Source organism: Bacillus sp. KNSH39, from assembly GCF_052656585.1.
Genome location: NZ_JBQXYO010000001.1, coordinates 4,329,054 through 4,353,137 on the forward strand (window position 1 = coordinate 4,329,054; position 24,084 = coordinate 4,353,137).

At 35.1% G+C, this 24,084-nt stretch carries 27 protein-coding genes and 1 pseudogene; 19 read left to right on the forward strand and 9 right to left on the reverse strand.

The genetic code is table 11. The annotated features are described in order from the left end of the window. Positions 1 to 207: 207 nt before the first annotated feature. Entirely contained in the window at positions 208 to 801 is a 594-nt protein-coding gene (locus ACUL40_RS22105) for a DedA family protein (RefSeq protein WP_000434872.1), read from the forward strand. An 11-nt stretch (positions 802 to 812) separates the two neighbouring features. On the opposite strand, the gene ACUL40_RS22110 is transcribed toward ACUL40_RS22105, so the two are convergent. From ACUL40_RS22110 to ACUL40_RS22120, 3 genes are all read right to left on the reverse strand, one after another. Then, complete coding sequence (locus ACUL40_RS22110) at positions 813 to 1,241, reverse strand: EamA family transporter (RefSeq protein ID WP_000100295.1); 429 nt, start codon at positions 1,239 to 1,241, stop codon at positions 813 to 815. Between the two features lie 208 nt (positions 1,242 to 1,449). Continuing rightward, positions 1,450 to 1,596 carry a BH0509 family protein gene (locus ACUL40_RS22115; protein ID WP_000817786.1) on the reverse strand — a complete coding sequence of 49 codons (147 nt, stop codon included), beginning with the start codon at positions 1,594 to 1,596 and terminating at the stop codon, positions 1,450 to 1,452. A 154-nt stretch (positions 1,597 to 1,750) separates the two neighbouring features. Further along, a complete protein-coding gene (locus ACUL40_RS22120) occupies positions 1,751 to 2,167 on the reverse strand; it encodes a pyridoxamine 5'-phosphate oxidase family protein (RefSeq protein ID WP_000550220.1) in 417 nt (138 codons plus the stop codon). A gap of 179 nt (positions 2,168 to 2,346) precedes the next feature. Here ACUL40_RS22120 and cax point away from each other — a divergent pair, with 179 nt between their 5' ends. Then, the gene (cax, locus tag ACUL40_RS22125; protein ID WP_000482137.1) at positions 2,347 to 3,402 is read left to right on the forward strand and encodes a calcium/proton exchanger; all 1,056 of its coding nucleotides are present in this window, start codon (positions 2,347 to 2,349) and stop codon (positions 3,400 to 3,402) included. A gap of 79 nt (positions 3,403 to 3,481) precedes the next feature. Next, positions 3,482 to 4,279 (forward strand): YfkD famly protein, encoded by a 798-nt coding sequence (locus tag ACUL40_RS22130; protein ID WP_002083605.1) that lies wholly within the window; start codon positions 3,482 to 3,484, stop codon positions 4,277 to 4,279. A 35-nt stretch (positions 4,280 to 4,314) separates the two neighbouring features. Here the strand turns inward: ACUL40_RS22130 and yfkAB are convergent, their stop codons facing one another. Next, a complete protein-coding gene (yfkAB, locus tag ACUL40_RS22135; protein WP_000156016.1) occupies positions 4,315 to 5,442 on the reverse strand; it encodes a radical SAM/CxCxxxxC motif protein YfkAB in 1,128 nt (375 codons plus the stop codon). 213 nt (positions 5,443 to 5,655) lie between these two features. On the opposite strand from yfkAB, the gene ACUL40_RS22140 reads away from it, so the two are divergent. The 6 genes from ACUL40_RS22140 to truA all read left to right on the forward strand — a co-directional run bounded on the left by ACUL40_RS22140 (position 5,656) and on the right by truA (position 11,582). Next, positions 5,656 to 5,838 carry an SE1561 family protein gene (locus ACUL40_RS22140; protein WP_000513558.1) on the forward strand — a complete coding sequence of 61 codons (183 nt, stop codon included), beginning with the start codon at positions 5,656 to 5,658 and terminating at the stop codon, positions 5,836 to 5,838. 206 nt (positions 5,839 to 6,044) lie between these two features. Beyond that, positions 6,045 to 7,565 (forward strand): class I fumarate hydratase, encoded by a 1,521-nt coding sequence (gene fumA / locus ACUL40_RS22145; RefSeq protein ID WP_000413523.1) that lies wholly within the window; start codon positions 6,045 to 6,047, stop codon positions 7,563 to 7,565. A gap of 127 nt (positions 7,566 to 7,692) precedes the next feature. Continuing rightward, entirely contained in the window at positions 7,693 to 8,475 is a 783-nt protein-coding gene (pdaA, locus tag ACUL40_RS22150) for a delta-lactam-biosynthetic de-N-acetylase (RefSeq protein ID WP_000875956.1), read from the forward strand. A 59-nt stretch (positions 8,476 to 8,534) separates the two neighbouring features. Beyond that, positions 8,535 to 9,398, forward strand: a complete 864-nt coding sequence (locus tag ACUL40_RS22155; RefSeq protein ID WP_000269422.1) for a DNA-3-methyladenine glycosylase family protein — start codon at positions 8,535 to 8,537, stop codon at positions 9,396 to 9,398. A 10-nt stretch (positions 9,399 to 9,408) separates the two neighbouring features. Further along, the gene (gene rlmD / locus ACUL40_RS22160) at positions 9,409 to 10,788 is read left to right on the forward strand and encodes a 23S rRNA (uracil(1939)-C(5))-methyltransferase RlmD (RefSeq protein ID WP_000615206.1); all 1,380 of its coding nucleotides are present in this window, start codon (positions 9,409 to 9,411) and stop codon (positions 10,786 to 10,788) included. Positions 10,789 to 10,844: 56 nt separating this feature from the next. Then, on the forward strand, positions 10,845 to 11,582 hold the full coding sequence (gene truA, locus ACUL40_RS22165) for a tRNA pseudouridine(38-40) synthase TruA (protein WP_000553118.1): 738 nt from the start codon (positions 10,845 to 10,847) through the stop codon (positions 11,580 to 11,582). Between the two features lie 44 nt (positions 11,583 to 11,626). Here the strand turns inward: truA and ACUL40_RS22170 are convergent, their stop codons facing one another. Both ACUL40_RS22170 and ACUL40_RS22175 read right to left on the reverse strand, forming a co-directional pair. After that, positions 11,627 to 11,830 (reverse strand): hypothetical protein, encoded by a 204-nt coding sequence (locus ACUL40_RS22170; protein ID WP_000063860.1) that lies wholly within the window; start codon positions 11,828 to 11,830, stop codon positions 11,627 to 11,629. 83 nt (positions 11,831 to 11,913) lie between these two features. After that, complete coding sequence (locus ACUL40_RS22175; RefSeq protein ID WP_063219947.1) at positions 11,914 to 13,317, reverse strand: sigma-54 interaction domain-containing protein; 1,404 nt, start codon at positions 13,315 to 13,317, stop codon at positions 11,914 to 11,916. Positions 13,318 to 13,591: 274 nt separating this feature from the next. On the opposite strand from ACUL40_RS22175, the gene ACUL40_RS22180 reads away from it, so the two are divergent. From ACUL40_RS22180 to ACUL40_RS22190, 3 genes are all read left to right on the forward strand, one after another. Then, positions 13,592 to 13,846 (forward strand): biotin/lipoyl-containing protein, encoded by a 255-nt coding sequence (locus ACUL40_RS22180; protein WP_000859480.1) that lies wholly within the window; start codon positions 13,592 to 13,594, stop codon positions 13,844 to 13,846. A gap of 106 nt (positions 13,847 to 13,952) precedes the next feature. Further along, a complete protein-coding gene (locus ACUL40_RS22185) occupies positions 13,953 to 15,374 on the forward strand; it encodes an amino acid permease (RefSeq protein ID WP_000981865.1) in 1,422 nt (473 codons plus the stop codon). Positions 15,375 to 15,422: 48 nt separating this feature from the next. Next, a complete protein-coding gene (locus ACUL40_RS22190; RefSeq protein ID WP_139245444.1) occupies positions 15,423 to 16,745 on the forward strand; it encodes an acetylornithine deacetylase in 1,323 nt (440 codons plus the stop codon). A 99-nt stretch (positions 16,746 to 16,844) separates the two neighbouring features. On the opposite strand, the gene ACUL40_RS22195 is transcribed toward ACUL40_RS22190, so the two are convergent. After that, a complete protein-coding gene (locus ACUL40_RS22195) occupies positions 16,845 to 17,498 on the reverse strand; it encodes a helix-turn-helix domain-containing protein (RefSeq protein WP_001123716.1) in 654 nt (217 codons plus the stop codon). 129 nt (positions 17,499 to 17,627) lie between these two features. On the opposite strand from ACUL40_RS22195, the gene ytaF reads away from it, so the two are divergent. Beyond that, a complete protein-coding gene (gene ytaF, locus ACUL40_RS22200; protein WP_063219945.1) occupies positions 17,628 to 18,239 on the forward strand; it encodes a sporulation membrane protein YtaF in 612 nt (203 codons plus the stop codon). Positions 18,240 to 18,353: 114 nt separating this feature from the next. Continuing rightward, the gene (locus ACUL40_RS22205) at positions 18,354 to 18,512 is read left to right on the forward strand and encodes a hypothetical protein (protein WP_000532409.1); all 159 of its coding nucleotides are present in this window, start codon (positions 18,354 to 18,356) and stop codon (positions 18,510 to 18,512) included. A 22-nt stretch (positions 18,513 to 18,534) separates the two neighbouring features. Here ACUL40_RS22205 and ACUL40_RS22210 read toward each other — a convergent pair whose 3' ends face one another. Together ACUL40_RS22210 and glsA are read right to left on the reverse strand one after the other, a co-directional pair. Next, positions 18,535 to 18,876, reverse strand: coding sequence for a DUF3969 family protein (locus ACUL40_RS22210; protein WP_000766604.1), 342 nt, complete (start codon positions 18,874 to 18,876; stop codon positions 18,535 to 18,537). A gap of 174 nt (positions 18,877 to 19,050) precedes the next feature. Further along, entirely contained in the window at positions 19,051 to 19,980 is a 930-nt protein-coding gene (gene glsA, locus ACUL40_RS22215) for a glutaminase A (RefSeq protein ID WP_001149850.1), read from the reverse strand. 69 nt (positions 19,981 to 20,049) lie between these two features. Between glsA and ACUL40_RS22220 the strand changes: the two are divergent. From ACUL40_RS22220 to ACUL40_RS22240, 5 genes and pseudogenes are all read left to right on the forward strand, one after another. Then, positions 20,050 to 20,164: pseudogene (locus tag ACUL40_RS22220) on the forward strand (transcriptional regulator). Positions 20,165 to 20,305: 141 nt separating this feature from the next. Then, entirely contained in the window at positions 20,306 to 21,808 is a 1,503-nt protein-coding gene (gene nagE / locus ACUL40_RS22225; protein WP_000938900.1) for an N-acetylglucosamine-specific PTS transporter subunit IIBC, read from the forward strand. A 253-nt stretch (positions 21,809 to 22,061) separates the two neighbouring features. Continuing rightward, positions 22,062 to 23,309 carry a serine hydrolase domain-containing protein gene (locus tag ACUL40_RS22230; RefSeq protein WP_445423001.1) on the forward strand — a complete coding sequence of 416 codons (1,248 nt, stop codon included), beginning with the start codon at positions 22,062 to 22,064 and terminating at the stop codon, positions 23,307 to 23,309. Between the two features lie 155 nt (positions 23,310 to 23,464). Beyond that, the gene (locus ACUL40_RS22235; RefSeq protein ID WP_000335530.1) at positions 23,465 to 23,866 is read left to right on the forward strand and encodes a hypothetical protein; all 402 of its coding nucleotides are present in this window, start codon (positions 23,465 to 23,467) and stop codon (positions 23,864 to 23,866) included. Positions 23,867 to 23,882: 16 nt separating this feature from the next. Beyond that, the gene (locus ACUL40_RS22240) at positions 23,883 to 24,077 is read left to right on the forward strand and encodes a hypothetical protein (protein WP_000899469.1); all 195 of its coding nucleotides are present in this window, start codon (positions 23,883 to 23,885) and stop codon (positions 24,075 to 24,077) included. Positions 24,078 to 24,084: the final 7 nt, after the last annotated feature.

The following is a 24,084-nucleotide window of genomic DNA, read 5'->3' on the forward strand; positions in this document are numbered from 1 at the left end:
CGGGATGTCTGTAGAAGCAAGATTGGCATAGGTTAATAATTACAAAACTCCCACTGATTAAAGTTTCACTTTATCTCTGTTAAAGGAAAGAATAGAAGTAGAGTTCATTATAAAAACAATGTATAGTGAATATGTATACCATGTTTGCCTTAAAGATAGAAAGGGTACAATGTGGAATAACGACCGTGCATAGGATGTGTCTTCCGAATGGAACAACATATTGGCGAGTTAATCGCGCATTATGGCTATTTTGGAATTGTTATAGCTTTGGCTGGTGGGATTGTTGGATTACCGATACCAGACGAGTTTTTATTGACCTTTGTTGGTTATAATGTTTCAAAAGGAGTTATGTCAGGAACTGCTGCTTTTTTAAGTGGGCTGGCTGGTGCGATGTTAGGGATCACGTTAAGCTACATATTAGGTTTAAAACTTGGGCTCCCTGTTTTAAAGAAATATGGGCCGAAAATTAGAATTAAAGAACATCACATTGAAAAAACACATATTTTATTTGAAAAATATGGGCCATTTCTTTTAATGATTGGTTATTTTATACCGGGCGTACGTCATTTAACAGCATATTTTGCTGGGGTATCAAATTTGACACTTTGGCGTTTTTGTTTGTACGCTTACGGTGGTGCGCTCATTTGGATAAGTGTTTTTATTGGGCTTGGCTGGAAGTTAGGCGAGAAGTGGCGCTTCGTTGAGTATAGTTTACATCATTATGGAATATGGATTTTATTAATTTCAGCAGTTGTTACATGTTTTGTATGGTTGTACATAAAGAAAAAGAAAAACCGCTAATAGCGGTTTTTTTAGCTGAAAGCAATAAATAATACACCAGCTGTAATAAAGACTACACCAACGCCGGTCATAAAGTTTAACTTTTCACCGAGGATAATCATAGCGAGAATGATAGAAAATACGACGCTTAATTTATCGACAGGAGCTACTTGTGAAACCTTTCCTGTTTTGAGGGCAAGAAAATAAAATAGCCATGAAGAAGCACCTGCAATCCCACTTAATGTGATAAATAGCAGTGCTTTTTTATTTAGCAGTACGTCGCCGATATTTTGAAATTTACCTTGTATGATAATAACGCCTATCATAAATAATGCCATAATAATAGATCGAATTGTTGTTGCAACGTTTGCATCGATGCCGTCTAAACCAAACTTTCCAAAAATCGATACAAGGGCAGCAGCAATTGCTGATAATAGTGCAAATAAGAGCCACGAACTCATAGTAAAATTCCTCCAATCTTACAGTATTATACATGAAAATGATTCTCATGTATAAAGTTGAAGCAATTGAGCTTATAGGAAGCACGACTTCAACTTAACTTCTTGCTCCACCTGAATTTTAAGGTGGGAGTTTTACTGCCTGTAAATAGTGGGCTAAATAGCGAAATAATCCCCACCTTATATTTTTAATAAGGTGGGGATTATTATACTACTCTGCAATTTCCTCATATAAAAAGTACGTTACATTATAAATATGTTCTACTTCATCGTCTGTCATAAACAGTAATTCGTCACGCTCAATCCCTTTTTTCTTTTCAATAAACTCAATCATGTTTTTGCGTTCTTCTCTCTTCATCAATTTTATTTCTCCTCTCAATCTGTTTTAATACAGTTTATTTAAGTTAATGCTATTATATAACAGAATCTTTAGAAAGTTCCACCTATTTTATTGTTTTTTTCAAAAGAACTTTTCGACAAAACAAGCCCACCTAAGGGGGGCTTGTTTTATTTTATAGTCGTAAAAACTCAGGCTCCGTCGTACCGGCACCATCGATGTAATAAATTGTGTCGGGGTTGATTTTTATCAATACGTAATTAGGGTCTTCAGGGCCGAGTAACCAACGTTTTAAGCTATTATTCCAAAACTTGTTTTTTAATGTCGAGTCTTCCTCAATTGAAGCCAATCCTTCAACTTCAATATAATCTTCATCTAATTTTTTCCCTTCTCGTCCGAGTAGTACATGGACATTAGGATTTTGTTCAATATCTGTTATCTTTTTTGATTGTCGATCTGTTGCAACATACAGTACAAAATCTTCATGGAAAAACATCATAAAGGCGCTATGAGGTTTCTCATTTCGTACTGTAGATAATACACCAGTACGTTGACCTTGAATAATAGTTGCGATTTTTTCTTTTAAGTGCATAATTTTAACCCCTTTTCACAATTTATAATTCTGTCTGTTTAAACAAGATAATTTAAATATCTTTCATACTGTTTTCTTCAATCCGATTTTTTAAACGTAATTGTGATGAAATCGGACAAGTTAGGAGAAGAATAATAATAATATTGAGGAGAAATACATACGATGGAAGGATGAAAAACATGTTTAATAAAATATTTCTTATAGTAGCGCTTATAGGTGTACCACTATCTGTACTTGGAAAAACACTTCATTGGCCAGAAACAATTATGTTCGCTGTGTATTGTGTTACGATTATCGCATTAGCTGGTTTTATGGGTAGAGCAACAGAGAGTCTAGCAATTGTTTCTGGTCCTAGAATAGGCGGATTATTAAATGCTACTTTCGGTAATGCTGTTGAACTTATCATTTCAATTTTTGCACTTCAAGCAGGGTTAATTGAAGTGGTGTTAGCTTCTTTAACGGGATCTGTACTTGGAAATTTATTATTAGTAGGAGGGTTATCCTTCTTTGTTGGAGGTCTTAAATACAAAAGACAAAGTTTTAATGTATATGATGCAAGGCATAATTCAGCTTTATTAATATTTGCTGTTGTTGTGGCCTTTGTTATTCCAGAGATCTTTTCAATGAAGATGGACGCTGGCAAGACGTATCAATTAAGTATAGGTGTTTCTATTATTATGATTATCATGTACCTTGCTGCATTACTATTTAAGTTAGTTACGCACCGTGGTGTATATCAACATAAAAGTGACGAAGTAGCGCATGAAGAAGAGCCAGAGTGGTCGAAAGGGAAGGCGCTACTTATTTTAGCGATAGCAACACTAGCGGTAGCTTATGTGTCAGAGGCACTCGTGCATACTTTTGAAACTGTTGCAAAGTCATTTGGCTGGTCAGAGTTATTTATAGGAGTTATTATCGTTGCAATTGTTGGGAATGCAGCGGAACATGCGTCTGCAATTATTATGGCTTATAAAAATAAAGTAAATATTGCAGTTGAAATTGCAATAGGCTCTACATTACAAATCGCCATGTTTGTTGCTCCTGTATTAGTATTACTATCTATGTTCTTCGCGCAAAGGATGCCTTTAGTATTTACCATACCAGAACTTGTGTCTATGATTACAGCCGTTTTCTTAACGATTGCGATTTCCAATGATGGAGATACAAACTGGTTTGAAGGAGGCACTTTACTAGCGGCGTATGTCATTATGGGAATTGGTTTTTATTTATTATGAAAAATAGGCATAACAATTGCGCTCAGAGAAAACAATAAACGAAGTAGTATATATACCTACATAGGAAGGAGCCAGACAGGTGAAACGAGTATACAGCATATGTCTTTCAACTATGGTCTCGTTTATTTTATTATTTCCTAACATGAGTTTTGCAAAGACAACAGTAGGAACAAAAATGCCTTCATCTGTTTTAAATATTTCAAAAGACAATACATTTCCAAATGATGCGCAAGATTTGCCACGTTTACAACCAAGTAAATTTGCTCAAGAGCTATTGAAAACGGCTAATATTAAAATTGAAAATCCAGACTTAATTCGGATGTTTAATGAAACGACAATTTCAAATGCGCCACTTGCAGTAGGGTATCGGGCAAAAATTTATTTAGGTCAATGGGCCTTACATTATGAATCAGTAGACACATCGATTAATTGGGAATATAAACAAGTGAATCGAAATGTGTATGATAATCGCGGAGGAGACCGTTTATATCCACTTCGCTATAAGCAAGAAACACAAAAGACGGTTGAAGGCGATTTAACAGCAGATATGAAAGATGCAGCAGATGTGAAAAAAATGATGCTTCTCAAAGCACTTGAAAAAGTACAATTACCTCTTTCGTTTAAGACAACTATTGGTTATGGTACTGGACATGAGCGTGTGTATAATATTAGTCCGAGTCAACTTGGATATTTATACGCTTATACACCAGCAGTAAATGAAAAGGGAAAAGTAACATTTGGAGAAGTGTATCTTGTATTAAAGGGAAATCAAAAAAGACTTGTTGTGAAAAATATTACTTCTCAAGGAATTGGAGCGGCAATTCCAATTCATGATCATTTGTTTTTTAAATTTATTTCTTCTTCTCACTCGCAATAACATAAAAAACGTCAGCTTATAAGCTGACGTTTTTTTTATAATGTAATGTTTGCTGTTTTTGATAAGAAATCTTCTGTCGGATAGTAGCTGTTTTTTACAAGAACATTTGGTCCAAGACATTTTACTGCAGGACAGTGGCAGCTTAATGATTTTGCTGTTTTTGAAGTGCTCCATTTTTCATACGCTTCTTGTAATGTGTTTGTTTGTATGTTTCCTAGAAGTGGAACATCACCAAAGTCCGTCACAATAATATTTCCATCGAAAATATTTACATTTAAACGAGAACGGCCATCTGGATCATTACGAACAGTTACATTTTTGCTCTCTTGCAATTTTTTAAATGTAGCTATGTCTTTTTCGTCATCGCTACAAGCATAGAAAGGTAAAGTTCCAAATAGCATCCATACATTTTCATCGCGAATTTCTAGTAAATGTTCAATCGCATCACGAATTTCAGCTTTTGTTAAAATCTCTAGATTACTCGCGAAGTCACTTGGATACATTGGATGAACTTCATGACGTTTACAGCCCATCTCTTCGACGATTTGGCGGTGAATATGTTCAATATGTGGTAGAGTTCTTTTGTTTAGCATTGTTTCGGCCGATACAAGTACACCTGCATCTGATAGAGCCTTACTATTTGTAATCATTCTTTCAAATAATTTTGCACGTTGTTCGTAAGTAGGCTTACGCTCCATCATGGCAAATCCGCCTTCAACGAAGTCATCAATTGTTCCCCAGTTATGAGATATATGCAATACGTCTAAATAAGGAATAATCTGTTCGTAACGTGCTAAATCTATAGTTAAGTTAGAGTTGATTTGAGTGCGAACGCCTCGTTCATGGGCATATTTTAAGAGTGGTGTTACATAGTTGTCGACGGATTTTTTTGAAAGCATAGGTTCGCCGCCAGTAATACTTAAAGAACGTAAATGAGGAATCTCATCTAATCGTTTTAATAAAAGATCCATCGGAAGCGGATTTGGGTCTTTCGGCTGTAACGTGTAACCAACAGCGCAATGCTCACAGCGCATGTTGCATAACGTCGTCGTTGTAAATTCAACATTTGTTAATAGTAGTTTGCCGTACTCTTCAAGGTCCATATACGCTTCCCATGGATCGTAAGAAGGAGTAATCGGCTTCATTTTTTGTGATATCGTCATATGAAATACTCCTTTGACTATTGAAATAACAATTTGTCCATTCTCTATAATAGAAGAATATGTGCTTTTTATAAAGTGAAACTTTTTAGCATGGAAAGAGAGAGGGCTTACATTATAGTGGATGACTGTGACAAAATTGATGAAATTTCATGCCCATAGCAATCGTTTTTGCGGTATAATAAAAGCAACTCGAATTAAAAGGAGAGTGCCTTCATGGGAAAAGCAATTCAAGATAAAGATACACAATTAGTATATTTAAAAGAACGTTTAAATATGTTCATTGAAGTAATTGATACAATTGAACCTGAAGAAGTAGAATTAGAAGATGTAGATCGTCTTCTTGCAATGTTAGATGAATTAGAATTAAAATGTGAGCAATTTAAAAAAGACGAATAATATATTAAAAAGGCTACCAATTCCAATTTGGTAGCCTTTTTCTGTTCGGGTAATAGAAGGACGATAGAAAAAGAGGTATAATCAAGTTGTGAAAAATTTCATTTATGCTCTAATAGCGTGAAACAAATAAATAGCTAAAGAGCATAACAATTGAATTTTCAGCTCATAACGTTTTGGTAGCGTTCACAATTGAGGGGGAAGTAACAATGGAAAAGCTTCAAGAAAGCATGTATCAACTAATTGTTGAAACGTCAACGAACTTACCGAAAGATGTTCGTCGTGCGATTCAACAAGCGAAAGAGCGAGAAAATGCAGGGACTCGTTCTGCGATGGCACTTGGCACAATTACAAATAATATTAAAATGGCTGATGATAACATCTCGCCGATTTGCCAAGATACAGGGATGCCAACGTTTAAAATTTATACACCAGTTGGTGTGAATCAATTAAAGTTGAAGGAAGCTATCTATAATGCGCTTGAGCGGGCGACAAAAGATGGTAAACTTCGTCCCAATTCTGTTGATTCTCTTTTTGGAGATAATAGTGGAAATAATTTAGGACCAGGTACACCGGTGATTAAGTTTGAACAATGGGAAAAAGATTATATTGATGCACGTTTAATCCTAAAAGGTGGTGGCTGTGAGAATAAAAATATTCAATATAGCTTACCGTGTGAACTAGAAGGACTTGGACGAGCTGGCCGTGATTTAGAAGGGATTCGTAAATGCCTTCTTCATGCAGTATATCAAGCACAAGGGCAAGGATGTAGCGCTGGTGTAATTGGTGTTGGTATCGGGGGAGACCGCACATCAGGTTATGAATTGGCAAAAAATCAATTATTCCGTACATTAGATGATGTCAATCCAGTACCAGAGTTACAACATCTTGAAGAGTACGTATTAGAAAATGCGAATAAGCTTGGCATTGGTACGATGGGATTTGGCGGAGAAACAACTTTACTTGGTTGTAAAATTGGCGTCTATAATCGTTTGCCAGCTAGTTTCTATGTATCTGTTGCGTATAATTGCTGGGCATATCGTCGCCTTGGTGTGAAAATCCATCCTGAAACAGGAGACATTATGGATTGGCTATATCAAGAAGGTGAAGATACACTTCAGCATGAAGTACAAGAAAAAACAGAGCAACGTGAGATTGTATTACAAGCACCAATTACAGAAGAGCAAATTCGTGAACTTCGCGTTGGTGATGTTGTAACAATTAATGGCATGATGTATACAGGTCGTGACGCAATCCATAAGCATTTAATGGATAATGATTGTCCAGTAGATTTAAATGGACAAATTATTTACCACTGTGGTCCAGTTGTTGTGAAAGATGAAAATGACAATTGGCAAATTAAAGCGGCAGGTCCAACGACAAGTATTCGTGAAGAACCGTACCAAGGCGATATTATGAAGAAATTCGGTATTCGCGCTGTCATTGGAAAAGGCGGTATGGGTGCGAAAACATTAGCGGCTTTAGAAGAACACGGCGGTGTATATTTAAACGCAATCGGTGGTGCAGCGCAATATTATGCTGAATGTATTAAAGAAGTGAAAGATGTTGATTTCTTACAATTTGGTATTCCGGAAGCAATGTGGCATTTACGTATCGACGGGTTTAAAGCAGTTGTAACGATGGACTCTCATGGTAATAGCTTACATGCAGATGTTGATAAAACATCACTTGAAAAATTAGCTAGCTTTAAAGAGCCAGTATTTAAGTAAATAAAAAATGCATCTCGAATGATTCGAGATGCATTTTTTTGGTATATATAGAAAAACATGTTCAGCATGAAAGAATGTGTAGCAACAGAAACTACAAGTACGATTATATATGGAAAGGAGACTATTTATGAAATATAAATGGTTATATATCGGTCTCATTTTTTCAATTATGATGGCACTTGTTCCAGTTTCAGCACTGGCTTATACAAATACTCCACATAACTGGGGAATCCCGCGTCCTAAAAATGAAACAGTACCAGATGCAGGAAAGTTATATACAGATTTACTACAAAAAAATGGCGGGTTTTATTTAGGAGATACGAAGAAAAAAGATATTTATTTAACATTTGATAATGGATATGAGAATGGATACACAGGGAAAATATTAGATGTATTAAAAGAGAAAAAAGTACCAGCAACTTTCTTTGTAACGGGGCATTACATTAAAACACAAAAAGATTTATTGTTAAGAATGAAGGATGAAGGACATATTATTGGAAACCATTCTTGGAGTCATCCTGATTTTACAGCGGTAAATGATGAGAAACTTCGTGAAGAATTAACAAGTGTAACGGAAGAAATTAAAAAAGTAACTGGGCAAAAAGAAGTGAAATATGTACGTCCTCCGCGCGGTGTATTTAGTGAAAGAACGTTAGCTCTTACGAAAGAAATGGGCTATTATAATGTATTTTGGTCACTTGCATTTTTGGATTGGAAAGTGGATCAGCAAAGAGGATGGCAATATGCGCATAATAATGTTATGACGATGATTCATCCAGGATCTATTTTATTACTTCATGCAATATCAAAAGATAATGCAGAAGCACTTGCGAAAATCATTGATGATTTGCGCGAGAAAGGGTATCATTTTAAAAGTCTAGATGACTTAGTAAAAGGCAATCAACCGTAAGCATGTATGCTTACGGTTTTCTCATGCTATAATGATGTGTAAAAAGGATGGGGAAACGTATGTGGAGCGAACATGTTACGTTAGAGTATCCGTATCATTTTGAAGAAGTATTAAAACGTTTATCTTTTGATCCTCTTAACGTCATTCAATTAGATGAGAAAGTTATTTATATCCCGCTTTGTATAGACGAGGAACAGGTTGTTGTTCGCTTACAAGGGATTGGTACTGTTCAAAATCCACAGTTTTGGATTTCTAGTCAGACAGGAGATCCAGAGAAAGTCATGAAACGAATGAGGGCCATTTTTCATTGGAATGAACCGTTTCAAGATATACAAAATCATTTTTTAAACACATCATTACGTCCACTATTTGAAACATATGCTTATACTCCAATTATTTTAGAATTTGATTATTTTGCTTGTCTGCTTCGCTGTATCATTCACCAACAAATAAATTTGAAATTTGCTACTGTGTTAACAGAACAATTTGTGAAACGGTATGGAACAGAGAAGAACGGTGTATTCTTTTTCCCCACTCCGGAAATAGTAGCAAATATTTCAATAGAAGAATTGAGAGAGCAGAAGTTTAGTCAGCGAAAGGCTGAATATATAGTAGGATTAGGTCGAAGTATTGTCAGTGGTACATTAAATTTAGCGAGTATAGAAAATGGGACGGAAGAAGACATTTCAGCACAATTGTTGCCAATTAGGGGAATTGGTGCATGGACAGTGCAAAACTTTTTAATGTTTGGGCTTGGACGGAAAAATATGTTCCCGAAAGCGGACATTGGGATTCAGCGTGCAGTGCAAGGTATATTTCAATTAGATGATAAACCTGATGATGCATTTTTAGAAAAAGTGAAACAAGAGTGTGAACCATACTGCAGTTATGCAGCGTTATATTTATGGAAAAGTATAGAGTAGAGGTGTAATAATGATACAAAAGCAACATGAGAGTAAGTTGGAAGTTGGTCAAACGTTTCCTGTGACAATTAAACGTCTTGGGATTAACGGAGAAGGCGTTGGTTATTTTAAGAGACAAGTTGTTTTTATTCCAGGGGCATTACCAGGAGAAGAAGTTGTTGCAGAAACAACGAAAATTCAGCGTGGCTTCGCTGAAGCGAAAGTGAAAAAAGTTCGTAAAGCTTCACCGCATCGTGTGAAAGCACCGTGTCCAGTATATGAGGAGTGTGGCGGTTGTCAGCTGCAACATTTAGATTATAAAGAACAATTGAATCAAAAGCGTGATATCGTTGTACAAGCATTTGAGAAGTACATGAAAAATAGTATGGAAGAGAAAATTCGCCCAACGCTTGGCATGGAAAATCCATGGCATTATCGTAATAAGAGTCAATTACAAGTGGGGCGTAAAGACGAAAAGGTTATTACAGGGCTGTATAAACAAAACTCACATCAGTTAATTGATATCGCTCACTGTATGATTCAACATAAAGCAACGAATGAAGCGACAAAAGTTGTAAGACGTATTTTAGAAAAATTAAATGTTTCTATTTACAATGAGAAAAAGCAAAAAGGTTTAGTACGCACAATTGTAACACGTACTGCAGTTCAAACAGGGGAAGTACAAGTTACACTTATTACAACAAAAGAAGAATTACCAAATAAAGAACAATTTATTGCAGAAGTACAAAAACAGATGCCAGCGGTTAAATCAATTATGCAAAATGTAAACTGGCGTAAAACATCTGTTATTTTTGGCGACAAAACATTTAAATTAGCTGGAAAAGAAGTCATTCAAGAAACACTTGGCGATTTATCATTTGAATTATCAGCACGTGCATTCTTCCAGTTGAATCCAGAGCAAACAGTTGTTTTGTATAATGAAGCGAAAAAAGCAGCTGCGTTAACAGGAAACGAGAAGATTGTGGATGCGTACTGTGGTGTCGGTACAATCGGTCTTTGGCTTGCAAATGATGCAGCGGAAGTACGTGGTATGGATGTAATTCCAGAAGCAATTGCAGATGCAAGAAAAAATGCAAAGCGTCACGGATTTACAAATACGAAATATGAAGCAGGTAAAGCTGAACAATGGTTACCGAAATGGGTAAAAGAAGGATGGCGTCCAGATGTAATTGTTGTCGACCCACCACGTACAGGTTGCGATGATAAATTACTGGAAACAATTTTAAAAGTGAAGCCGAAACAAGTTGTGTACGTGTCTTGTAATCCTTCTTCATTAGCACGTGATGTACAAGCATTAATGAAGAGCTATGAAGTGGAGTATGTGCAACCAGTTGATATGTTCCCGCATACAGCTCACGTAGAAAATGTAGTGAAGCTTGTTAGAAAGTAAAGTTTATTAATATTCCCTCATGGTATGAGGGAATATTTTCTATGAAGGAGAATATTATGCATAATTATAAATTAACGATTCAGTACGACGGCGCACGTTTTAAAGGATGGCAACGTCTTGGTAATAACGATAATACAATTCAAGGAAAAATCGAAAGTGTCATATCTGAAATGGTCGGAAAAGAAATTGAAATTATCGGTTGTAGTAGAACAGACGCTGGTGTACATGCTTTGAATCAAGTTGCTAACTTTCAAAGTGATGAGAAGTTAGTGGAACATAAAGTGAAAAAATATTTAAATCAATATTTACCTAACGATATTAGCATTACGAATGTGGAAGAAGTACATGATCGTTTCCATGCTCGTTACAATTCTAAAGCAAAAACATATCTGTATAAAATTTGGAATGAAGAGCATACAAATCCATTTATGCGTAAATACAGCATGCATGTGAATAAAAAATTAAATGTGAAAAGCATGAAAGCAGCTGCAAAACATTTAGTTGGTTCACATGACTTTACTGCTTTTTCAAATGCGAAATCAAAGAAAAAATCTATGGTTCGAGAAGTATATACACTTGATGTGATGGAAGAGGCAGGGTTTGTACAAATTAGAGTAAGTGGTAACGGCTTCCTTCATAATATGGTAAGAAAAATTGTCGGGGCATTAATTGAAGTTGGATTAGGACAATTAGATGCTGAAGCAATTCCAAACATTTTAGAGGAAAAGCAGCGCAATCAAATTAATTGTCTTGCTGAGGCAAGTGGGTTGTATTTAGAGAATGTTGAGTTTTAATGGCAAATAAAAAAATCGGGCTAAGTAGCTCGATTTTTTTAGTATTAAGAAGATTTTTCGTTTTTTATACGTATCTTCAAATTCCAAAAAGCAGCAAGCATAATAGCTGCAAAGGAGCCAAAAATTGTTCCTAATAGCTTTGCATAAGGAGAGCTGCTTACATCGGCATTAATGAATAACATCATACAGAGCATGGCAGGGAAAAAGTATAAGTATTGTAATAACTTTAATTTTTTATCATTACTCATATATATAGCCCCTTTCTAGCATGTTATATGTTTATTATAACATATTTTACCAAGTAATTTTTACACTTGGAGACATGTTTATTTCATATGTGTAAATGCAGTTTTTTAATTCGATATTGTAAGTTTTGCCTACTTAATCCTAAAAATTTTGCAGCTTGTGAGATGTTGCCATGATTCTCTTTAAGAATTTGGTTAATGTAGTTCTTTTCCATTTTTTCTATTGTGTGTTTTAAAGTTTTAGGTGCATCAGTATTGTGAGTAGTTAGTGCATGTTGCATATTGAATTCTGTTTTTATTCGTTCGCGAAAGCGAGTAGGAAGATGAAACGCTGTAATGATGGTTTCATCTTCTATCAAGTTCATGGAACCTTCAATTATATGTTCCAACTCCCGTACGTTTCCAGGCCAATCGTAGGCATAGAAAAATTCTCTTACATTTACATCTACATCGGTTACGTTGAGCCCGAATTGAGTATTATATTTTTCAATAAAGTGCTGAACAAGAGCTGGAATATCTTCTTTTCTTTCACGTAAAGGCGGAAGACATAAAGTAACGACGCTTAATCGGTAATATAAGTCTTCTCTTAATCGATTATGTGCGATGGCTTCAAAGGGATCTTCATTGATAGTTGCTATAATGCGAACATCAATTTCTTTTTCGTGTGTACCTCCGATTCTTCGTATTGTTTTTTCTTGTATAGCCCGCAGCAACTTAGCTTGAAGTATTGGGCTTAATGAATTGATTTCATCTAATAACAAAGTTCCTCCGTTTGCTTCTTCGAATAAGCCTGATTTATCTATTGCTCCTGTAAAGGCACCTCGATTTGTGCCAAATAGTAGGCTTTCCATTAAGGTATCAGGTATAGCGGCACAGTTTTGTGAAATAAAGGGTTTTGTTGAACGCTGACTTTCATTATGGATGCTTTGTGCAAATAGTTCTTTACCAGTGCCTGTTTCTCCTACTAGAAGTATGGAGGAAGATGTACGAATTACTCTTTTTCCTTCTGTAATGATTGATTGAATGGCTTCAGAATCACCAATTATGTGATCAAAGGTAAATTTAGTACTTTGTTTTCGAGAAGGACCTATTTTTATCGTTTGCTTTAAGTTACTAATTTCTTTTGATATTTCAATAGCGCCTTTAATTTTTCCATGTTCTATTATAGGGAAAGTATCGTTAATCGTTGTAATTTCTTGTCCTTTATTGTTAAAATACGTTTGTTTTATATTTTTCTTTGTTTTTCCAAATTTTAATGCCTCTATAAGAGTACTATTTTTATTTTCCTCAAATGCGAATACTTCTAAAGGACTTTTATATAGCACATCTGAGCGCTCCATTGATTCAATTTCCATCATTTTGCGGTTATAGATAATCGTCTTACTTTCCTCATTAATAATATGAATTCCGATGTCGAGTTCATTGAGTAAAGTTTCATATAGCATATTCATTTCAATGATCTGTTTTAAATTAATTTCTTCTGTACGCATAGATTATCTTCTCCTCATTCCACCCTATGAAGACTGACTTTTTATAATTTTATTAAAATTCTTATAAAATCGCAAAAATTTTTTGCTATTTTCCTTTTAAAATCTCTGAAATGATAGAAAAATTTTGCGGTTATGAAGTTTTTTTTTTGAGAAACCTTCATTTTAAATAGGAATTGGAGATTGGTACGCATTTTGCATAAATAATAATTGATATATCTAAAGGAGGGATATGCAACGTTTCAGTACCAACTAATAAGAAGGAGGAGTGTATAAAGTGAAGACGGTTATAGAATGCGTGTATAGTCCTTGTTACGGGAAAGTAGAGAAGTTATTTGTTACGGAAAGTTCTTACGTATACGAGTGGGAGAAATTAGCATTAATTGAAACAATAGATAAACAGAAAGTAGAAATTAAGATAGGGATCAGTGGTTATATTGAATCATTAGAAGTAGTAGAAGGACAAGCTATTGCTGATCAAAAGTTATTAATAACAGTAAGGGATGACCTTTTAGTAACAGGCAGTGATTAATGTAAGTGACGTGTATTTTTGCTCTTTTAAATCATTATTTTTACGGTGAATAATTTTAAAAACGCTTACATTAAATGGGTTTACAAAGTGAAAAGGGGGGATTTATATGATGAATCAAAATCAAGGATTAAAAAGAGAATTGAAAAGCAGGCACATATTTATGATTGCACTTGGAGGCGTTATTGGTACCGGTCTTTTTTTAGGATCTGGGTATACAATTCATGAAGCTGGGCCTGGAGGAGCGATTGTAGCATATCTTGTTGGAGGATTTGTTATGTATTTAACGATGCTCTGTCTTGGAGAGTTAGCTGTTGCAATGCCTGACGCAGGATCTTATCAAACGTATGCGACAAAGCATATTTCTCCTGCAGCAGGTTATGTAGTTGGATGGATGTCATGGTTAAACTGGTCAGCTACGATAGGGATTGAACTAATTGCAGTTAGTATTTTAATGAAACGATGGTTTCCTGATGTACCTTCATGGATTTGGTGCGTAGTGTTTGCGGTACTCCTCTTTGCTATTAATGCGTTATCTTCAAGAAGTTTTGCGGAAGTTGAATTTTGGTTTGCAAGTATTAAAGTAATTACGATTATTGCATTTATTATTTTAGGCGGGGCAGCAATGTTTGGTTTTCTAGATATGAAAGGAAATGAACCAGCGCCGATGTTCTCTAGTTTTACTGATTATGGTGGATTGTTCCCCAATGGATTATCAGCCATTTTAATTACGATGATTGCAGTTAATTTTTCTTTCCAAGGAACAGAATTAGTTGGTATTGCAGCAGGTGAGAGTGAAAATCCAGAGAAAACAATCCCGAAGGCAATTAACAATACAGTTTGGCGTATACTTGTTTTCTTTGTACTATCTATTTTTATTCTTGCTGGACTATTCCCTTGGCAACAAGCGGGAGTAATTGAAAGTCCATTTGTAGTTGTATTTGATAAAATTGGTATTCCTTATGCAGCAGATATTATAAATTTTGTTATCATTACAGCAGTGCTATCCGTTGCGAATTCAGGGTTATATGCAACTTCTCGTATGCTATGGTCTATGTCTAATCAAGGAATGATTAGTCCGATTTTTGGTAAGTTATCTAAAAACGGTGTTCCTATTTATGCATTGATTGTAAGTACAATTGTAGGTTGCCTTTCATTACTATCAGGTATTTATGCGGAAGATACAGTTTATTTATGGCTACTTTCTATTGCCGGGTTCGGGGCGATATTAGTTTGGGCATCTATTGCTCTATCTAACTTATTAGCTAGAAGGTCATACATAAAGCAGGGCGGGGATGTGAAAGAATTGAAATTTAAAACACCATTGTATCCATTTGTACCACTTCTTGCGTTAGTATTAAATTTAACAGTAATCGTTGGAATGGCCTTTATTCCAGAACAAAGAATGGCATTGTATTGTGGTATTCCATTTATGATTGTTTGTTTACTGTTTTACCGTGCGACAAGAAATAAGGCACGTAAAGTAGAACATATTGAAAAGACAAATACGACGGAAGTAGAGAGCTTATAATATGAATTAATTTGGAGACTGTAAGATTTGTAAACAGTCTCTTTTTTTGTGAAAATAAAGCTGGAAACATACTATGTATGCAAAGGGGAATTAGCGATGAATCCAGAAGTTTCGCAGTTGTTAAAACAAATAGATTCAAGGAAAGAGGAATTGTTAGAACTTACAAAAACATTAATTCGTTTTGAAACACCAGCACCGCCGGCGAGAAATACAAATGAGGCACAACAATTTGTTGCAGAGTTTCTAAGAGAACAAAATTTTAGTGTTGATAAATGGGATGTATATCCTAATGATCCGAACGTTGTTGGTGTGAAAAAAGGGGCAAAAAGTGACTCATATAAAAGTCTTATTATTAATGGACATATGGATGTAGCTGAAGTATCGGCAGATGAGGCGTGGGAAACAAATCCGTTTGAGCCATTTATAAAAGATGGTTGGTTAGTTGGACGTGGTGCAGCTGATATGAAAGGGGGACTAGCTGGAGCGCTATTTGCTATTCAGCTATTACAAGAAGCTGGTATTGAATTACCTGGAGATTTAATCTTTCAATCCGTAATTGGAGAAGAAGTTGGAGAAGCTGGTACACTTCAATGCTGCAAAAGAGGTTATGATGCTGATTTTGCAGTCGTAGTGGATACGAGTAATTTACATATGCAAGGACAGGGCGGCGTAATTACTGGCTGGATTACTGTGAAAAGCCCTCAAACGTTTCATGATGCAACGCGTAGGCAAATGATTCATGCTGGAGGACGTTTATTTGGAGCGAGTGCAATTGAAAAAATGATGAAAATTGTGCAAAGTTTACAAGAATTAGAGCGTCATTGGGCAGTTATGAAAACATATGAAGGCTATCCGTCTGGAACAACAACAATTAATCCAGCTGTTATTGAGGGTGGAAGACATGCAGCTTTTATTGCGGATGAGTGCCGGTTATGGATAACAGTGCACTTTTATCCGAATGAAACACATGAACAAATAATAAAAGAAATTGAAGAGTATATCGTTAAAGTAGCAGCTGCCGATCCATGGCTAAGTGAAAATCCACCACAATTTAAGTGGGGCGGAGAATCAATGATTGTGGATCGTGGCGAAATTTTCCCTTCTTTAGAAATAGATAGTGAACATACAGCTGTAAAAACGCTTAGCTCAGTACATGAATCAATTCTTTCTAAAAACGCAATTTTAGATATGTCTGCAACGGTAACGGATGGTGGTTGGTTTAGTGAATTTCATATTCCAGCGATTATATATGGACCAGGTACATTAGAAGAAGCACATTCTGTAAATGAGAAAGTTGAAGTTGAACAGTTAATTGAATTTACAAAAGTGATAACAGCATTTATATATGAATGGTGCCACACGGAAAAATAGATTTGTACAGTAAAATCGTACGAGTATGTATACTTGTACGATTTTTTATTGAACTATTTCAGTGTTGAATATAAACAACTGAAATAGTTCTTTATTTTTCTATGTCTTTCGTTTCATTTCAATTAATTTCTCTCTCGCTAATTCAACGGCAATCGCATCATCTAAATAGCCAATTGGAAAGAGATAGTCGGGAATAATATCTGTCGATAATATGAAATAAAGTAATGCGCTCCCAAGAACTGCACGTTCTTCTTTTGAAATGGTTTCATTACAAAATTGTTGATACATATCTGTTAATTGTTCAATAAAAGGACCAGCACTATCAATTTGCTCTAATTTGCTTGCAAAACTGTCATGAATACGTTTTTCGCCTTCTGTTGTCTGGGCATAGCGTTCGTAATTTTCGAGTTCTTGTTTTACGCGAGTTGTAGTGTAATCGAAATCGAATAAGTTAGAGGATTGCAGAGTTTGCTGAATGGTATCAAGAGATGTGTACATATCCGTCTTTTCTTTATTAATGTGAGGAGAATCAGGATACATTTCATCAAATAACAATTGGGGTGGAACTTGCAGACATTCTGCGAATTTTTGTAGGTGTTTTTGTTTTGGCGGTTGTTTACCATTCATAATTCTTGAGATTGTTGCGGGATCAATATTTGTAAGCATTCCGAGTTGGCGCATAGATAAGGCACGTTCTTTTAAAAGTTTTTTTATTAATCTACTAAGCCGCTCATTTGGATTTTCTTTAGGCATAGCGAAGGCACTCCTTTTTATTGTTGAAAAAATGTTGAGCATTTATTACATGTATATGAAACAGACAGGCACAGTTGCTCAACATTTTCATAAGATGCATGGAAAAGTGAGGAAAAGGGGTGGCTATTTATGAGTACGGCAGGTCTATTTTCAATTTTTTTAATCGGGATTGCTTCTAATTTAGATAATGCAGGTGTTGGGATTGCATATGGCATTCGTAAAATTAGAATTTCGTGGTTCAACAATTTTATCATCGCATTTTTTGGGTTTGTATTTACTTTATTAGCTGGATTTTTTGGGAACTGGATTGCGTTATTTATTTCAGAGTTTACAGCAAACCTGATTGGAGCAATCGTTTTAGGGATAATCGGGGTGTTTATTTTGTGCCAGCCTTTCTTGGGGCAAAGAAATACCGTAGGCTCTAAAGATGGTAATGTACTTATGGGAATTTTACGTGATCCAGAAAAAGCAGATTTTGATGGTTCTAAAACAATTAGTTTTTCAGAAGCAATTGTATTAGGGATTGCGTTGTCTATTAATAATATTGCAGGTGGATTTGATGCTGGGATAACAAATTTAAATCTTTGGCTTACAGCGACTATTTCTGGGGTGTTTAGTTTTATTTGTATTAGTGGTTTTGCGTATGTAGGAAAACGATTTTTAGCAGAATACTTAGGGAAATGGGCGACAATTATCGCAGGAGTATTATTAATTCTTATTGGGATCGATCAGTTGTTGTAAGGAGAGTAGAAAACAAGGTTCGAGTATTTCCTTGGAAATACAGCAAGGGATTGCATATATCGACGTACTTTTCTCCATACTAATACGGATTTCTTTTAAGAAAGGGGGATTTGTATGGGACGCGGGAAAGCATTTGATCATAAGAAAAAAGGGCATGATCATCAACCACCTAAAGGTGCGTTCATTCATAAAGATGTAAATGAACATACTTTGGAAGAGGAAGAGCTACCAGTAAATATTGAGGCGTATAAAAATAGTTTAAAAAAACATTAAAAGCACCTACATAGGTGCTTTTTTACCGTATATCTTCAATTAATTGTTCCGATTCTTCATGCATACTGTACTCACTTAATACTTGAATGCAAAGCCATTTTAATTCCTCAATCGTATGCTCAAGTTCTTCAGGAAGCACGTGATAAATGTCTTCAAGTCCCATCCCGAAATGAATAAGTTCAAGTACTTGATCATCGATGTTCCGATCCATTAATAATTCAAGTACTTCTAAATTGAATATGTATCGGTGAGCTTCGTCGAGTGAAACAACTTTTAACTTCAAGCTTTCTACAATACTCAATATAAAAAGAAGGATTGTTTTTTCAAGAACAGGTTGTTTTCCCATTTGAAATATTAGTTTCATCTTTCACACCTCCACATATAGCGCTAGGTTGTACTATATTATTCAGGAGGGGGGAACAAATATGCATGATATAGAGAAACTTTCAGCACTGTTTTTATAAGAAGATTGATAACTCACAAAAGTGAGGTTTTGGCGAAATAAAAAATCCTGCTAGTATAGCAGGATAACTCGCGATTAAAAAATGCTCCAACCTTCTTGAGCAGAAAGAAGTTCAAGAATTTTAAAACCAGCAATACTATTTCCGTTTGCATCTAAAGCTGGTCCGAAAATACCGATTCCCATGTCGCCTTTTACGCAGCCAAAAATACCACCGGCTACACCGCTTTTTGCAGGAATACCAACACGAATTGCAAATTCACCAGATTCGTTATACATACCACATGTGACCATAAATGTTTTGCAAATTTTTGTAATATGTTTAGGGATGATTTGTTTCTTTTTATATGGATCATATCCATCCATTGCAAAAATTAAGCCGATACGTGCTAAATCGATGCAGTTTACTTCAACTGCGCATTGACGAGTATATAAATCCATAAGTTCTTCAATATCACAATCGATAATTCCGTTTTGTTTCATATAATAACAAAGTGAACGGTTTAGGTAAGCTGTCTCTAGTTCTGAATCGGCAACTTTAGAGGAATAATTAATAGTAGGATTATCTGTTATTTCACGTACAAAATGAAGAATACGTTCCATTTTTTCCTCGTTATCTTTTCCTGCTAACATGCTTGTAATAGCTAATGCTCCTGCATTTATCATTGGATTAAGGGGTTTGGACGGACTTGTTGTTTCTAACTTAATAATAGAATTAAATGGGTCACCCGTTGGTTCCATTCCAACTTTAGAAAATACATATTCTTCACCACGGTCTAAAAGGGCAAGGGCAAGTGTAATTACTTTGGAAATACTTTGAAGAGTAAATAGTGTTTGTGAGTTGCCTGCATGGATATATTCTGTTTCTTTATGGAAAATGGCAATCCCTAAATCGTCTGGATTTGCATTTCCTAGTTCGGGGATATAAGTAGCAAGTTTTCCTTTTTTTGTATATGGTTTTACTTGTTCTAACAACTGTTGTAAGTTGTTTGTTTCAATGCACTGCATAGTACCAACGCTCCTATTTTGAATTAACTAAGTTTACTTTTCCCGATATGCTCGGAAATAAATAATAACATGAAAAAGTGGAATGATAAAACGAAAGTTCAATGTGATATAATAGGTCTTTCGTTTCGAGTATTCTGTATTTTAAAAAGGAGAATTTTCCTTTTATATAACAGTTTGGAAATAGGAGATTTATCCATAAAAAGTTCAGAAATAAAAACTACACATCTATACAACTATATGTTATTATGGTTATGTAATAGAAAGCGTTTTCTAAAGCGTACTTATAATGATAACGATTTCATAAATTTAATTAGGGGGAATTAAAATGTTGCAGTTTTTACAACGTATTGGTAAAGCTTTAATGCTTCCGATCGCAGTACTACCAGCAGCAGGATTATTGCTTCGTTTAGGGCAACCAGATGTATTTGATATTCCTGTTATGGCACAGGCCGGCGCAGCAGTTTTTGATAACTTAGCACTTATTTTTGCAATTGGTATTGCAATCGGTCTTTCAGTGGATGGTAGTGGTGCAGCAGGTCTTGCAGGTGCAATTGGTTATCTTGTTATGAAAAATAGTATTGATGCACTTAGCAAAGGGTATTCAACTGCTGAATTACAAGGTAAATTAGGTAAAGTCCAAGATTTAATAGGTAATAGCGCAAATGTAGATCCATCTAAGCTTGCAGATACAATGACACAAGTATCTAAGGCTGCTGAATTATCGACTAAAGTAGATATGAAAGTTTTAGGTGGTATTATTGTTGGTGTTATAGCAGGACTTCTTTATAATAAATTCCATAAGATTAAACTTCCAGAATGGTTAGGTTTCTTTGCTGGAAAACGTTTCGTTCCAATTGTTACATCAGTTGTGATGCTGATATTAGGAATTCTATTTGCACAAATTTGGCCAACAATTCAAAATGGTATTGATGCATTAGCTCATGGAATTGTTAATTTAGGTGCAATTGGTTCAGGATTATTTGGTTTATTAAACCGTTTATTAATCCCAATTGGTTTACACCACGTAATGAACACATACTTCTGGTTTGTATTTGGGGACTTTACAAATGCAGCAGGTAATGTTGTTAATGGTGATATTGCTCGTTTCCTTGCAGGTGACAAAACAGCAGGTATGTTTATGACTGGTTTCTTCCCAGTTATGATGTTCGGTTTACCAGCAGCATGTTTCGCAATGATTGCAGCTGCTAAACCAGAAAAGCGTAAAGCAGTTACTGGTATGTTAGCTGGTCTAGCATTAACTTCATTCTTAACTGGTATTACAGAGCCTATTGAATTCTCATTCATGTTCTTATCACCAGTATTATATGGTATTCATGCTGTACTAACAGGTCTTTCTTTATTCATTACAACATCACTTGGCATTCATGATGGTTTCTCATTTAGTGCCGGTGCAATCGATTATGCTTTAAACTTCGGTATTGCAACAAAACCAGTCTTACTAGCAGGTATCGGTTTAATTTACGCAGCAATTTATTTCATAGTATTCTACTTCTTAATTAAGAAGTTCGATTTAAAAACTCCTGGTCGTGAAGATGACGATGAGTTAGTTGAAGATGGTGATGCACCAGTTGCAGGTTCAATTGGTGAAACTTACGTAGCAGCTTTAGGCGGAAAAGAAAACTTAACAGTTATTGATAACTGTGCAACACGTCTACGCTTACAAGTAAAAGATGCTGGTCAAGTAAATGAAGCAGCATTAAAACGTGCTGGTGCAAAAGGTGTTATGAAATTAAGTAATACTAGTGTACAAGTTATCGTAGGTACAAATGTTGAATCTGTTGCCGATGATATGAAAAAACACGTATAAATAATGAGATAAGAGGATGTCCCAAAAGATTGATAACATCAATTTTTTAGAGGATATCCTCTTTTTTTTGTTAATAATTTAACGGGAATCTTACTTTTGTAAATTTTCTTTTTCTTTTTTGTACATATAGGTTGGTAATATGTGCAGTGCGTGATAAAGTAGGGATGATATAGAATGGATTATCCATAATCTACTAAAACGAATCTTTAGTAGAGGAATTAAATTATTGGTGAGTAAGGGGAAAAAAGCAATTATGGATCAGGAAAAAAATAATGCGAATGGGAAAGCACATCGGCCGATTGTATACATAAAAAGAACAATCATTCTCGTCTTACTATTATCACTTGTATATTTCATGTATACAAAAATTGTTGCGCATAATAAGAAAGAAGAAACTTTAAAAGCGGCAGCAGAAATGAAGAAACAAGAAGAGTTAAAAAAGAAAGAAGAAAAAAAGAAACAAGAAGTACAGAAGCAAAAACAAAAAGAGCAGGAAGAACAAATGAAGCAAGCGCAAGCAGCGGAGAAACCTGCTGAAGGACCACCTCAAGAAATTAATGAAAACGCTCAATTGGACCAGTATTTACAAAACGCAGGATTTAGCGGGACAGCTGTTATTGTGAAGAACGGAAAAGTTCTTCTGAATAAAGGGTACGGTATGGCAAATAAAGAGCAGCAAGTACCGAATAATTCAGAGACGACTTTTTATATTGGTTCTATTTCAAAGGCGTTTGTAGCAACTGCTATTATGCAATTGAAAGATCAAAATAAATTACAAGTAGAAGATACTGTTGCGAAGTATATTCCAGGTTTTCCACAAGGTAATAATATTCAGCTAAAACATCTATTAACACATACATCAGGGATTCCCGAATATGAGCAGGGAAAAGAAGATATTTCTCATGAAGAACTGATAAAGCGGATAGGAAATCAAAAGCGTATTGGTGGTCCGGGAGAGAAGTGGAAGTATTCTGATTCGAACTACTCTATACTTGCTTATATTGCAGAGAAGGTAAGTGGGCAGTCACTCGAAGAATATATTAAACAACATATTTTTGCTACTGCGGGTATGAAACATTCTGGCTTTGGCACAGCGTTAGAACAAACAAGATTCCCATCAACGGGTTATAAAATAGTAAATAATAATATGACAACACCTAATATTCCAAGCATGTCACAACTTTATGGTTGTGGTGATATATATACGAGTGCACATGATTTATATTTATTTAATGAGGCGTTATACTCTGGAAAATTAATTTCAAAAGAGAGTTACGATCAAATGTTTACGGGTGGAAAAAAGGATTACGGGTTTGGATGGTACGTAGACCCAGGAAGCTATTCGAATCATGGTGTAATGCCAGGTTGGAATTGCTTAAACGGATTTAGTAAAAATGGTAGTGTATATGTTGTTTTATTATCTAACATTCAAAATAATATTAAATCATTTGGTAAAGTGAATAATGACATTTATTCGATATTGCGGAATATTGAAGTGTAAGAAACTATCCTTTTGGATAGTTTTTTTTATGCTCTGAAACAAATATTTCTTTTAGAAAATGTATGTCTTACCTATCACAAAAATATCCATTTTGTATACATTAAGATGTATGGATGTAAAATTTTATAATCTAAAAATAATAGGAGGAGAAGTGTATGTGTCTGTTCAGAAAATATTGGCATAAATTATCAAGATTGTTTAATAGACAATTAGATTATTTTTTAGATAATAAGTTATTGCCTGCTGTGGAAAGACTTTTATTTTCACAAAACTTCGCGAGATTTATTCAAAGAAACTCTAAGCAAGCTACGGAAGAGGTTATTGAATCAAGTAGATTTCAATCTATTATTTGTAACATTTTAAAAGAATGCAATACATCACCTTTTAAAGAAATTGCAAAGCAGTATTTAGGTAAAAACGTAGAAATTACGGTGACAGTTGGACAATTAACAGGTGTTATTGTAGCAGTTGGTGATGACTTCTTAACATTGCAAGAAGGAATAGGAACAGAGGTTTTATTACCATTTATAAGTATTATATCAATTAAAGAAGCTTAAGAAAGGAGAGTTATATATGTTATTTACTGATGAATTACGTAACCATGTTGGCGAACTAGTGCAAGTTGTGACAGCTGTAGAAATCATTGCAGGCGTTCTTTTATCTGTGACGGATGGGGCAGTAATTGTTCGTACTTCTCCTTCTTATGGACCACCAGAAGATGTAGTTGTGCGTATTCCTATTATTGCTTATGTTCGCTTGGAAGGGTAAGAGTGAT